Origin of the sequence: Aquimarina algiphila (assembly GCF_947494415.1) — a bacterium.
GTDB classification, from domain to species: Bacteria; Bacteroidota; Bacteroidia; order Flavobacteriales; family Flavobacteriaceae; genus Aquimarina; species Aquimarina algiphila.
The window spans coordinates 620,242-634,008 of sequence record NZ_CANLVC010000010.1; the positions used below are offsets into that span (position 1 = coordinate 620,242).

Annotated in this window: 7 protein-coding genes; 4 read left to right on the forward strand and 3 right to left on the reverse strand. The window is 33.2% G+C overall.

Translation table 11 applies throughout. The annotated features are described in order from the left end of the window. Positions 1-2 precede the first annotated feature (2 nt). The 3 genes from PQF96_RS26255 to PQF96_RS26265 all read right to left on the reverse strand — a co-directional run bounded on the left by PQF96_RS26255 (position 3) and on the right by PQF96_RS26265 (position 7,129). Positions 3-3,659 (reverse strand): reprolysin-like metallopeptidase, encoded by a 3,657-nt coding sequence (locus PQF96_RS26255; protein WP_271769872.1) that lies wholly within the window; start codon positions 3,657-3,659, stop codon positions 3-5. Between the two features lie 248 nt (positions 3,660-3,907). Then, entirely contained in the window at positions 3,908-6,376 is a 2,469-nt protein-coding gene (locus PQF96_RS26260) for a hypothetical protein (RefSeq protein WP_271769874.1), read from the reverse strand. A 150-nt stretch (positions 6,377-6,526) separates the two neighbouring features. Then, complete coding sequence (locus tag PQF96_RS26265; protein WP_271769876.1) at positions 6,527-7,129, reverse strand: ribonuclease HII; 603 nt, start codon at positions 7,127-7,129, stop codon at positions 6,527-6,529. A gap of 224 nt (positions 7,130-7,353) precedes the next feature. Here PQF96_RS26265 and PQF96_RS26270 point away from each other — a divergent pair, with 224 nt between their 5' ends. The 4 genes from PQF96_RS26270 to PQF96_RS26285 all read left to right on the forward strand — a co-directional run bounded on the left by PQF96_RS26270 (position 7,354) and on the right by PQF96_RS26285 (position 13,390). Then, positions 7,354-9,354 (forward strand): putative porin, encoded by a 2,001-nt coding sequence (locus tag PQF96_RS26270; RefSeq protein WP_143918918.1) that lies wholly within the window; start codon positions 7,354-7,356, stop codon positions 9,352-9,354. Between the two features lie 269 nt (positions 9,355-9,623). After that, the gene (locus PQF96_RS26275; protein WP_271769877.1) at positions 9,624-10,157 is read left to right on the forward strand and encodes a hypothetical protein; all 534 of its coding nucleotides are present in this window, start codon (positions 9,624-9,626) and stop codon (positions 10,155-10,157) included. A 199-nt stretch (positions 10,158-10,356) separates the two neighbouring features. Next, entirely contained in the window at positions 10,357-10,869 is a 513-nt protein-coding gene (locus tag PQF96_RS26280) for a hypothetical protein (protein WP_271769879.1), read from the forward strand. Between the two features lie 223 nt (positions 10,870-11,092). Next, entirely contained in the window at positions 11,093-13,390 is a 2,298-nt protein-coding gene (locus PQF96_RS26285; RefSeq protein WP_271769882.1) for an FdhF/YdeP family oxidoreductase, read from the forward strand. Positions 13,391-13,767: the final 377 nt, after the last annotated feature.

Consider the following 13,767-nt stretch of genomic DNA (forward strand, 5'->3'; position numbering starts at 1 on the left):
TCCTATTCCTGTACAAATTGAATCGATTTGTATTTACCTTCTCCTCCTGGATTGAGCTTTAAGATATATACTCCAGACGGTAATGATTTTGTGTTAATTGTCTTTTTAATTAATGCGCCTCTCATTACAATTTTTCCAAGAATATTAACAATCTCATATTTTGTATCTTTCTTAGAAACGATAACATTTAATACGCTCTGGTCTCCTACGGGATTAGGAAATACAAAAACTTCTAAAGGATCTGTAGTTGTTGTATTATCAATAGTAACTAGTGTTCTGGCAGAAGGATTACCAATGGTAAATGTAGTTGATTCAGAAGTTCCAAAAGATCCGCCCGAGGCTATTGTTGTTCCTTGTGATGTAAGGGTGTATGAACCACTACCGTAAGCACAACAAATACCATCTCCATAACTATCATTAAGTGTAAAAGTATATGTTCCAGGATCTAAGCATTCAGTAATTGTTAGTGTAGAACCATCAGGCTGAGAAGCGTATGTTCCTCCAGAAGCGACAACTTGATTATTACTATCGGTGATTTGCCAACTTGTTTCCTGAGGATAATCGTCAAAATTAAGAGTGATAAGTACGTCAGTACAAGTTGTTTGCCCACCTCCTTCAGTAAGGTTTATATTATCTATTGCCATATCTCCCTGCCATGTGTTACCTGTAATACCATTAAATCTTAATTGTACTGTAGAGCCTAGATATGATGTTAAATCAATATTCTCAGATTGCCATGAGTTTCCTTGATTCCCTGATTTAGACCAAACCGAATTCCAGGTAATACCATTATCAGAACTAGCCTCTAATGTTAAGCTTCCCATACCAGAAGCACCATACATATGATATTGAAATGTAAAGTTTGCTGCTGTAAGAGCGCTCAAATCAAAACAAGGAGAGTTAAGAATAGATCTTTTGTTTGGATAATTAGGAGAAGATGACTCCATATATATATAATTTGTTCCTTGCACTGCACTAGAAGGTCCAGTATTTCTTGATGGGGTTCCTCCAGCATTTGTAACCCAATTAAAATCATTTCCTGTCCCTTGTGTCCAAGCTCCTAAGGTGTTTTCGAATCCTTCAGTGTATGGGAATGATGAAATTTCACCTGTACAAGAAGTAGTACCTCCAGATGGCAGTGTAGTAATATTTATACTATTACTTGCATTGGATTCATTACCTGCAGCATCTTTTGCTTTAATACTAAAACTATATGTTGTATTTGGAGATAATCCTGTGGCTTGATATGATGTTGTAGTTACTGTTGAAATCACAGTAGTTCCTCTATATACGTCATAACCACTAACAGCTATATTATCTGTAGCTGCATTCCAGTTTAGATCAGTAGTGGTTTGTGTAGTGTTAGAAGCAGTTAAATTAGTAGGAGCTGTTGGTGCTTGAGTATCTGGTTGAGAAAGTGTTGTAGCATTGGCTGTAGCACTAAAATCAGATATATTACCTGCTGCATCCTTAGCTTTTATTCTAAAGCTATATGCAGTATTGGCAGTTAGTCCGGTTACTTGATATGAGGTAGTTGACACTGTTGTGATTACAGTATTTCCTTGATATATATCGTATCCTGTAACTCCAACATTATCTGTAGCGGCATTCCAATTAAGATCAACAGAGTTTTGTGTGATATTAGAAGTGTTGAGTCCGTCAGGTATTGTTGGAGCTTGAGTATCTCCACCACTACCCGGAGTTATTTCAAAGTTTGCGTTAGAAATATCATAAAAAATATGTCCTGATCCTCTAACCATAATTCTGTTTTGCGTTCCTACTGCATTTGGGACCGTAATACTTTGAGAACCATCATTAGCTACAGCAGTAGCAATAGTGATTGGGTATGTGTTTCCACCATCAGTAGATAGTAGGATATCAACATTAGCAGCGTTTACGCCATTGGTTGTTGTTCCTGCTACATTCCATGTCACAGTTTGTGTTGATCCTGAAGCCCAGCTAACATTTGTATTAGGAGTACTTACAACAAATGGCCCGGCAGCGTCAGTAACAGTGATTCGAGTATCATCACTTGCAGTACTACCTCCACCAGAAGCATTATCTCTTACAGTAAGCCTAAAATTCATTGTTCTGCTTACAGAAGGAATAACTTCCCATGTGGATGAAGTTTGTCCTGCAATTACTGTCGATATTGCAGGCATATATCGATCGGGAGAAGATGTAGGATTCAATGATCTAAAAGCTGGCCCACCAGTCGAAGTAGCTAATGGGGGCATAGTTGCAGGTTGCGAATCCATTTGCTCCCAACAATATGTAAGACTATTTCCAGTGTTAGAATCTGATCCAATACCTTTTAATACAAATGGTGTTGATGCTGGGATAGTATAGTTTTGTCCTGCATTGGCAGTAGGAGCGGCATTTCCTGTATTACTTTGTGAGCCACATCTACTATTTCCTTGAGAAATATTTTGCCACATTTCCTGGATACTGATAGCATGAAAATATGCATCACTATTATTCTGTACATTTGGAGAACAAATACCGGCGTAGCCCATAATTGTAGAAGCGCTTCCTGGCTCTACAGAAGCATTCGATCTCTGGCAACTATTATTTTGAGTATGATTACCACCATATTGATGCCCCATTTCATGTGCTACATAATCTACATCATATGGATCTCCTATTGGACGTTGACTTCCCGTAATACCTCTAGCTTTAGAATTGGTGCATGGAGATCTAAGTTGTGCTAATCCTCCTCCTCCTGTACTAAAGGCGTGTCCAATATCATAATTATTAAAACCGATAAAATTGTCACAAACGGTTTGACTTTCATTTATTAATGCATTAGCATTGCTGTTACTAAGATTGTCTGTGCTTGCATTTAGAAAGATAATATCTTCATTGTTATTTACGAGTACCATGGTCAAGGCCAAGTCTCTTTCAAAAATACCATTAACTCTGGTCATGGTAGTGTTTATAGCAGAAAGAACAGCTTGTTTTTTTACCTGATCAGAAGCACTTGCAGGTATTCCTTGATTATTGAGATGAAATTGAGAGTATTCCCCGGTACAGGCAACAGCAAGCCTAAATGTTCTTAATTTACTGTCATTAGCATTTTTTATACTATTGATTTTTTGGTTAGAGAAATTAGATTTGACATTGTCTTCTACCAAACATTTAAAACTGTTGGGGTTTGAGGGTAAATCTGCTTTAGCATAGCAGATATAATTTTCTTTGTCTTTACTATATGGATCAATATATATAGTGCCATGATTTCCAGAAGTTATCATAGCGTGGAGTCCGATTTTTGAAAAACTAAATCTCGCTACAGATGTAGGATCATCTATTCCATAGCCAATAAAGGATCGTATGTTGGGGAACTTTTTAGCAAGACCATCTTCAAAAATGGAAGCTTCAAGGACTCTGAATTTTTTCAATATACCATCTTTAGTAGGAAGTTCCATTATGATATTTGAACTTTTTTGCTGTACTCTGGAAGGTGTGTTTTTAAGAATAGAAGTTAAAGCAGTAGTGTTTAGGTTAAATAGTTGATATTGATTAGGGGTTGTTTTTCTAAGCTCTTGAGATTTGGCTTGTACGGTGCTGGGAGATATGGGGTTCCATAATTGAGCATTAACACTAATATTCACTAATAAAAAAGTGAATATCAGTATTTTGTGTAAAATACTGGATTTCATGATTTAGTTGATTTGTGTTAGTTGATTTGTACAACTCAAAATCTTAAAATTTAGTACTTAGGAGCCCGTTTTTAACGCAACGAGCCTAAAATCTAAATGAAATCTTAACGTAGTGTTAATTTTTGTTAGTAATTGTTTTAAGGTTTTTGACAAAGGAAAGTGTTAGTCAACAGGAAGTAACAAGGATTCTATTAAAGTTAAAAACCGAAGTTTCACCTTCGGTTTTTAGTAATAATTTTAGGTATGATCTAATTTATCTGATAGATCAAAATACTGTTTTCTTCACCTTGCACTGCAAACTCCAGATTAGGATCTTTATCCATATTGCCAAGACTTAGTACTGAATTTCCGTATACAGGGAAATTAGGAAACAATTCTGCATTACTATCATAGAGATATACTTTTTTTGCTTGTATATCTGTTATAGTTATATAGATCTTGTTATTGATAAAATAGAGTTTAGGTTCGGTGTATACTCCAAAATCTAATTCTAGAGTTTTTCCTTTTATGGTTAATTTATTTTCTGAAAATGTTACTAGCGTTTTGTTGGTAGACACCATTCTGTTATCTTCCTGCAAACCTAAATTTTGCTCTACAGCGTTTCCGTCATTTTGTATCTGAATCAGTTTTCCGTTCTTCGTAGTTGAGGTGAATTTATCGAGATATTGATACCATTCATTTTTAGAAAAATCAACTTTCTCCTTTACATTGACTCTTGGTTTACCTAATCGATCAAGAATAGTTAATTTTCCATTCTTTTCAGAAAGTAAGATATAATCTTTTGTTCCAATTCTAATATGCTTCGGTTTCATGATAAGATCCGTTTCGGTATTTTTGAATCCAAACCCTGTGACCACTTCAGCTTCGGCATTAAACATTTTTATCTGATTGCCTTGAGTTATAATAATACGATAGCGTTTGCTTTTGTCGTAATCAAATAAGGCTAGAGGTTGTGTGATTTCATCATCAAACTTTTTAGGGTATGGTTTGACATCTTTACCATCACGATCAACCAGGTATAATGTGTTAGCAGTGTTGAATAGTAATTGATATCTGCCATTTTTAAAAATATCGATTTGCTGAATATCACCAAGGATTTCACCGTCAATTTGTTTTTTCCAGAATATAGAACCTTTGTCAGAGATGAGATAAAGATTATTTTGAATATCCTGTACGGCAACATCCATACCTTTTGTTCTATGGTTTTTGACAAGAATAGGCTTGTTAAGAAGATTATGTTCTAAGGATGTAGAGGCCGTTTGTGTAACCGATGTTGCTGCACCTTTAACCATATTCTTTTGCAAGATACTATGGATATGAGCAAAATCATTTTCTTTTATAACCTGTATTAAACCAATCTGATATCCCTTGTCTTTTATCTCTTTTAATTGCGTACTATATTCTTCTTCTGCATTTTCTGAAATGTATTGTTTTATATTTTTGACAGTTCCAGCGATTAGTATTGATGCATGATCAGATAAATCTTTAATAGTATTTTTGTAATAATTTTGATCATGAAGTAATGTTTGATTCAAAATATTAGAAATAACATCTCTAAGAGAATTGATAGAAGAACTAAAAATGACAAAATTTCCGTGAATGGTATAAAATTTAGCCTCAAAATCTTTAACTAAAGGGGTAAGGATTTGAGAAAAAGAAGCACTGTTTTTATAGCTATATATCGTAGTGTTTCTATAAGTCTCTACTCGGTCACCTGCCAAACTCTCTTTAGCAGTTTCTCCATTTAAAGAATTTAAGACTAGTACTTTTTCTTTCTCTAGAAAAATAGTGCCTATTTCGGTAACTCCAGATAATAATTCATCAAGATCTTCAGGAATATCTTCCAATGCCCTGTCCTGAGCCATAGAGAGGTTTTTTTTCAGGATATCAAAATCATCATAAGTAAAAGATACAAAACCTTTTGCAGTCACCGGGGTAACTCTTGAGATTCTGTTTTCTTGTGCTATTGTATTGTCAAAGATGCCAATAGTACTTGATAAAGAATCTTTTTCTATGGCAATACCATCAAGACGTATGGCATTTTGATCTACAGAAGCATCTACAGATATCCAACCACTAAAATTCTGTAAGCTTTCTAAAGTTGCACTCGGAAGAAAAGAGTTGTGAATATTTTGTAATTTCTTACCATTTATAAGTACAGACATAGTATTGTCTGTACTCGAGACTTCATATACTTTTTGTAAATCTTTATCAATAGGAATTGGAGTGGCCTTCATTCGAATTGCATTCTCTATAAATAACTGAGAAGAAGAAGCAATTAACAGGCTATCTTGTCTGGTAGCAAAGAATGGTTGTCCTTTTGATGTAATTTTGTAAATAGTATTTTCAGCATAATTTATAGTCTCAATCGTTTTGGTTTTTAATGAATCTTGATTGATAGTTGCAGGATTAAATTTTGAAATATAAGTATATTCAAAATCATTTTTACCCAGAGGAGAAAAACATAAGAGCCCTTCTGACTGATTAGTTTCATCTAGAATAGAGAGTTTTTTGAAATACTCAAAAAAAGCTATTTGATTGTTGTTTTTAATAAAATTATTATCTCTTAACTTGCTCATAGCTCCTTCTAAATCATTAATCTTTATAATAACCTGAGCATCTCTGGGAATGTGATCGATTAAAGAATTTGATGTTTTTGAAATATCATCACAAGAAATAGCCATAAAAACTAAAAGAACGACAACTATTCTTTTCATTATATGTGTGAGTTTTGTGTTCCTAAATTCATTGATCAAAATAAAATTTTTTAGTTTTCTGATGTGTTAAATATAAAGTCCAAATTTAATAATTGAAATATAATCCAAATATATTTTAGTTTCCTTATTGTTTAGATCTCAAAGATATAATTATTTGAGATCTAGTGTGAGTTGTTCTGGTAATAACCTAAAACTGGTTCTGTGATATTTGGTAATTCCATACTTACGAATTGCATTTCTATGTTCTACCGTAGGATATCCTTTGTTCTTTTTCCAGTTATACATTGGGAATTCCTCATGTATTTTTTCCATAAACTCATCACGATATGTTTTTGCGAGTACCGAGGCAGCCGCAATATTTAAATATTTTCCGTCTCCTTTAATAACGCAAGTATGAGGTATATTATGATATGGTTTAAATCTATTTCCATCTATGATGATATGTTCTGGCTGAGGTTGTAATTGTTCTATAGCCTGTTGCATTGCAAGGATAGAAGCATTTAGAATATTGATCTCGTCAATCTTTTCCATAAAAATATGTGTCACACCATAGGTCAAAGCGCAGTCTTCTAATAGCGGTTTTAATTGTTTTCTTTTGGACTCACTAAGTTGTTTGGAGTCATTTAGAATGGTATTGTTAAAATCGTCAGGTAATATAATTGCAGCTGCAGTAACAGGCCCTGCCAGGCATCCACGTCCGGCTTCATCTGTTCCGCACTCGAGTATATCAGGATTTAGTTTTAAAGTAAGCATAACGCGAAGATACAGTATGAATAGAATACCTAAAAACTATTTTTGGAAATGAATTAATATAAAGTATTTATGAGTAATCAAAATGATTATTAGCGAATTCTGTCTGATACATCAAAACAATAAATGTAAACAGATAAAATTGAAGAAAAAGTTAACTTAAACAAACAATGAGTATGATTTACTTTCGTTAAAAAAGTATATTTTTGCCACAGTTCAGCATTCTAATGAGAAAAAACATACTACTTATATTTTTAGTACTATCAGTTTCAGTGATTTGGGCACAGGATAGGAATCAAGAAGAAGATCCAAATCAAAATTCTAATGGGCTTGAGAGGAAATTCGCACCAAAGAAGGAAAAGGAGAAACCGCCTATAACATCATACAAAATCATTACAATAGATAATGATACCACCTTAGTGGATACTACTTTGACGATACAAAAGGATTATAAATTTAATTACCTTAGAAGAGATGATTTTGGATTGTTACCCATTCATAATATTGGCCAATCTTATAATAGTCTTATAAAACGAGAAGAGAGAGATCATTTATTGCCACTCTTTGGAGCCAGATCAAGACATTTTAATTTTATGGAAGCTGATGATATAAAATATTATCAGGTAGCTACGCCACTTACAGAACTATATTTTAATACTACTTTTGAACAAGGACAACAATTAGATGCTTTTTTTACAGTAAATACTTCACCTAGGTTAAATCTTTCTATTGCTTATAAAGGAGTGCGTTCGTTAGGGAAATACCAACATGCGTTAACCAGTACAGGTAATTTTAGGGCAACGGCAAGTTATGTTACAAAGAATGATAGATATAAAGTGCGTACACATTTTGTAACTCAGGATTTACTGAATGAAGAAAATGGAGGATTGTCTGAAGAAGGGCTAGATCAATATTTAGCTCGAGGAGAATTTGTAGGTGAGGAAAGTGAATTTGCAGACCGAGGCTCAATAAGTGTCAATTATGAAGATGCAGAAAATATCCTTCTTGGTAAAAGATTTTACTTAAATCATGAGTATGCAATAATTAAAAAAACAGATAGTACATCTACGGGATTGTCTTTTGGTCATATTTTAGATATTACAGATAAAAGGTTTCGTTTTGATCAGGCTGCAATTGCACCTAATAACCTCCTAGGAGAGGCATATGTGTCAGGAGCTATTGCAGATAATGTAGCTTTAGAAGATTTTACAAATAATGTGTTTGTTGATTTTACAAACGATTGGTTGGGTAATTTGCGTGTACTGGGAGGAAACTCTAATTATAATTATGGATATAATACGATTTTAAATCAGGTAGATGACGCGAATAATCAAATTAATATTACCAATCGTATAAAAGGAGATATATTCACTGTTGGTGGTGAGTATCATAATACATATAAAGGTTTTCAAATATTTGCAGACGGAAAAACAATTGTATCTCAAAATGCCGAAGGACGTAATAACGAAGGTTTTAAAGGGAACTATTTTAATGCAGGCGCAGGATATGAGCTGAATGAAAAATATGGTATTCAGGCAAAGATAAGCGCTAGTGAGGTTGCTCCAAATTATAACTTTCTTCTTTATCAAAGTGATTATGTAAATTACAACTGGCAAAATGATAATTTTTCTAATATAGAAACGAAGAAAATACAGGTAAATATTAAAGCAAAAAAAATTGCAGAAGTAGAAGGGAGTTTCTCTACGATAGATAACTATACATATTTTGCTAAAAATGCAGATGGGGCAACTATTCCGTTGCAAGCTTCAGAAACTCTTGATATCCTAAAAGTAAAAGTTACTCAAGGGATTAAATTATGGAAACTTGGTCTGGACAATACTGTGATGTATCAGAATGTAGGAGGCGGAAACCAGGTATATAACATCCCAAGGGTCGTTACAAGAAATAGTTTATACTATCAAGATCATTGGTTCAAGAAAAATGCACTTTTCTTGCAGGCAGGAGTCACTTTTAAATATTTCACCAGTTATACAGCAGATGCTTACGATCCTGTTCTGGCAGAATTTTATGTTCAAAATGATCAGGAAATAGGAGATTTTCCACAGGTTGACTTATTCTTTAATGCTAAAGTGAGACAGACGCGCATTTTTTTCAAGGTTGAAAATTTTGGAGAAGCCTTTAGTCAAAATAAAGAGTTTTCTACACCAGGATATGCAACTCGTGATGCTGTACTTCGTTTTGGTATTGTTTGGAATTTCTTTCTTTAATCAATTTTTAATCAAATCATTTTGGCAATACTATTATATTTCCAATTTGGATAAGAATATAGAATACGATAATTTCAGGTTTTGAAATTATACCAATTCTTATATAAAATTACTGAAATACGAAATTGAACTATTTTGATTTTAAGTAAGGAAGAAAATTTATGGATAGCCATAGCTATCGATCAATTTTGCAACACAACATGAGATCTAAAGAGACAATTTATACGGTTACTTCATATGAGAAATGGTATTAACTAGTATTTAAGATTATGAAGATTAAGAAAATTACTACAACACTTCTTCTTGTTACTATACTTTATTCTTGTGTGAAATTAAAAAAAGAAGATCAAAGCTCTTTGGTTGAAAATGGAATAGAAAAAACCTGGGAAAATTTTTTGACAATAGTTCAGGAAAAAGATAAAGCAGCATTTAAAGAGGTATCAAGTAAAACAATACGATGTTATTTATGCTTAGAAAATACTTTAGCAGATCAAAAAGAATTAGATGCTAAAAGAGAGTCAGATCCAGATTGGTATAATCAACTATATGATAAAGATATATATATCCCAATAGATAGATTTATAAATGAAGATTTTGATTTGATTTTTAATCCAGAATTTGTGTCAATTCTCAAAGAGAAAAAGACAATATTCTATAAAAATGACAATGAAGAAGTAGAATTGTATGAAGTTTTAGTGACTACTACAGAACCCAGTGCTGAGCATGAAGGAGGGCAGCATAGTTTTCAATTTATAAAGAAAAAAGGAGACTGGAAGTTAAGAGAGATAGGAACAATTCCTTAGAAAATTAAAAGACATTCTATTCATGGTATTAAGTAATTCATTATTTAATTTTTAATGTTGCAATGTCTTTTTAAAACTCAGAAATTAACCATCGACTTCTAGGATTTGTTATATTAGTAATGTAATATGTGTTAATATTTAGGTAATTGTATAATTAGTCAATTAAAATACTAATTGTGTTGAAATTAATTTTTGAATTATGATTCTTATTTGGAAAGGACGAGGGATTTTAACGGTTTTGGTTTTAGCTGCTACTTTTTTTATTTTGCTTTTTGCATTGTCAAGTGATTATGCTCAGTATGGCTTTGCTTTGCCTCTAATCGTGTCAGGTTTGTTTAGTATAGTGTTAGGTCATAAATGGAATAGTTCTCCAAAACCTTCTATAGACCCGAAAACTGGAGAACAAATAGTTTTACAAAATCAGCATACTATATTTTGGATGAATATGGAGTATTGGGGATTTCTTTTGCTTATTCTTGGAATTACTTTTTTTACCCAGGAAGCAGTGTTTACATGGTCTATTGGAGGAGGTGTATTGCTGTGCTATATAATTTATAGATTTAAGAAGAAGAAGGAAATGTTGTTGTTTAAAGAAGAGCAAAGCAATATCAAAGAAACCTTACTGCAGAAAAAAGAACCAGAATATAGAAGAAACTATTCCACAGAAGAAGAAAAAGTTAAGGAAGATCCTTCAAGGTTTATGCCTAAATAAATAAAATCAATATAGTTGCGACCTAATTTTCAGGAAACTCTTTCATTAAGGAAGGCTATATACTTTTATAGCTACTACCCTTTGTATAACATATAGCTAAAAATCTAATCCAAAATCGTAATTTAGAGTGTAGAACGCATCCTTGTTGATAAGGATTATACATTTTGATGTATCTTTGATAGTGATCAGCATTACCCAATATTGCTGACTTTAAAATATACCAATGAGCACCATCAAAAAGAGAAATATTTCTATACTCGGACCCACAGAATTCACCGGGATTAAACTTAAAGAACCTGCAGAATATGCAGCAGGAATACCAGCAGTCAAAGTCGCTCTTCAACACGCATTCAAAGAGATGGGGGTGGTAAAATCACTACATACTCTGGCACATATGAATCAAAAAGACGGATTTGATTGTCCTGGGTGTGCTTGGCCGGATCCAGATGCACCTTCAAAATTGGGAGAATATTGCGAAAATGGAGCAAAAGCAATTGCAGAAGAAGCAACAAACAAAAGAGTAGATAAAAGTTTCTTTGAAAAATATTCAGTAGAAGAATTATCACATTGGTCAGACTACCAAATTGGTAAAAGTGGAAGGTTAACAGAACCAATGATTCTAAAACCAGGTAGTGTATATTATGAACCCATTTCCTGGGAAGAAGCATATCGATTAATAGCAGATGAATTACATAAACTAGATTCGCCAGACGAAGGTGTATTTTATACTTCGGGTAGATCTAGCAACGAAGCGGCTTTTTTGTATGGACTTTTTATTAGAGCATTCGGAACGAATAATATGCCAGACTGTTCAAATATGTGTCATGAATCAAGTGGAGTAGGCTTGAGTGAAACATTAGGTATAGGAAAAGGATCAGTCAAGCTCGAGGATTTTGATAAGGCAGAAGTAATCCTAGTTATAGGCCAGAATCCAGGGACAAACCATCCCAGAATGTTGTCTGCTTTACAGAAATGTAAAGAAAATAAAGGGAAGGTTGTTAGTATTAATCCATTAGAAGAAGCCGGTCTGATTCGATTTAAAAACCCTCAAGAAATTAAAGGAGTTTTATCTTCAGGAACTAGATTGACAGATATCCATCTCCAGGTAAAAATAAATCAGGATGTTTCTCTTTTAAAACTAATCATTAAAAAACTTAAAGTATTAGATGAAGAAAGAGGTGATGTGTTTGATCATAAATTTATAGACACCTATACTCAGGGATATGAAAACTTGATAAAAGATGTAGAGAAATATTCTGAGGAAGAGCTTTTAGCATTATGTGGAGTAGAAGAAAGTAAAATAGATGAAGTAGTGGAGTTGTTGGCTAATAATAATAAGATTATTATATGTTGGGCTATGGGATTAACGCAACACAAAAATGGTGTTGATAATATAAAAGAATGTGTAAATCTATTATTGCTTAAAGGAAGCTTAGGAAAGCCAGGGGCCGGAACATGTCCGGTAAGAGGGCATAGTAATGTACAAGGAGATAGAACAGTTGGTATTATGCACCATGTTTCACCGACATTAAATACGGCGATAGAAAATACCTTTGGTTTTACGCCTCCAGATAAAGAAGGGTTAGATACGGTACATGCTATAGAGGCTATGTATGAAGGTAGAGCTAAGGTGTTTATTGCGTTAGGAGGTAATTTCTTGTCTGCAGCCGCAGATACAGAATATACTGCAGAAGCGCTTCAGAATTGTGATCTTACAGTGTCTGTAAGTACAAAATTAAATAGAACACATTTAGTCACTGGTAAAACAGGGGTGATACTACCAACACTTGGGCGATCAGAGTTAGATAGTAAAGATGGAAAACCAAGATACTTCACTGTAGAGAATAGTATGGGAAAGGTACATCAATCAAAAGGATTGTTGCAGCCAGCTTCTGAAAGTCTAAAAAGCGAACCCGAAATCATTGGAGGGATTGCAGATGCCTATTTTCATAAAGGACATGTGGTAAATTGGAAAAAATTAAGCGAACATTATGAACTGATCAGGGAGAAAATTGAAGCAGTTCTTAATGGATTTGATGATATAAATAACCGATCCAAAGGGTCAGGGTTTTATCTTCCTAATAATGTAAGAGATTTAGATTTTAGTAAATTACCCAATGGTAAAGCACAATTTAGTGTTTGTGCCATGCCAAAACATAAGATTGATGAAAACGAGTTTATATTAATGACTATTCGTTCTCATGATCAGTTTAATACTACAATTTATGGTTTAGATGATCGGTACAGAGGAATATATAATGAAAGAAGAATTGTACTTATGAATGAAGAGGATATGAAAAAGTATGGATTGAAGAAACTTGATATAGTTAATTTGATAAGTAATTATAATGATAAAGAAAGAAAAGCAATTAATTTTTTGGTAATACCTTATAATATTCCTCAAGGAAACTTAGCTTCATATTTTCCAGAAACCAATGTTCTGGTTCCGTATAATCATTTTGCAGATAAAAGTCATACGCCAATAAGTAAATCTATTGTGGTTAAAATAGAAAAGATATAGCCAGTAATTATTTAATAAAGACTCTTTTTTGTTTTTGGCGTCCCCTTCGTTACACTTCGGTCGGGCTATTTGTTTCAATTCCTCGCACTTCGTAAACTCAGGCTGTGGGATTTTACGACTATCCCTCACGCGAGAAGGATAAAAATAAAACGTAAAAATTATAATGTTATTTAAAGAAAGTAGCAATGTATTTATGTGAGTGAGGATTTTTTTTGCTTCGTAACGTCAATGTTTCTAGAATATTATATTTTTTTTTAAAAAATAGTTGATTTTTTTTGTTGTCATAAAGAAAAAGGGTTCTATATTTGCACCCGCAAAACGGGGTATTGTTTTGTTTAGTTCATTGAGATTTGGTTTATTTTTTTAGGGGGTTTAAG

What these genes read in the sequence shown, in the direction of transcription:
- PQF96_RS26260 (WP_271769874.1), bottom strand. Translation starts at nt 6,376, where the DNA reads ATGAAAAGAATAGTTGTCGTTCTTTTAGTTTTTATGGCTATTTCTTGT.
- PQF96_RS26270 (WP_143918918.1), top strand. Translation starts at nt 7,354, where the DNA reads ATGAGAAAAAACATACTACTTATATTTTTAGTACTATCAGTTTCAGTG.
- PQF96_RS26275 (WP_271769877.1), top strand. Translation starts at nt 9,624, where the DNA reads ATGAAGATTAAGAAAATTACTACAACACTTCTTCTTGTTACTATACTT.
- PQF96_RS26285 (WP_271769882.1), top strand. Translation starts at nt 11,093, where the DNA reads ATGAGCACCATCAAAAAGAGAAATATTTCTATACTCGGACCCACAGAA.
- PQF96_RS26280 (WP_271769879.1), top strand. Translation starts at nt 10,357, where the DNA reads ATGATTCTTATTTGGAAAGGACGAGGGATTTTAACGGTTTTGGTTTTA.
- PQF96_RS26265 (WP_271769876.1), bottom strand. Translation starts at nt 7,129, where the DNA reads ATGCTTACTTTAAAACTAAATCCTGATATACTCGAGTGCGGAACAGAT.
- PQF96_RS26255 (WP_271769872.1), bottom strand. Translation starts at nt 3,659, where the DNA reads ATGAAATCCAGTATTTTACACAAAATACTGATATTCACTTTTTTATTA.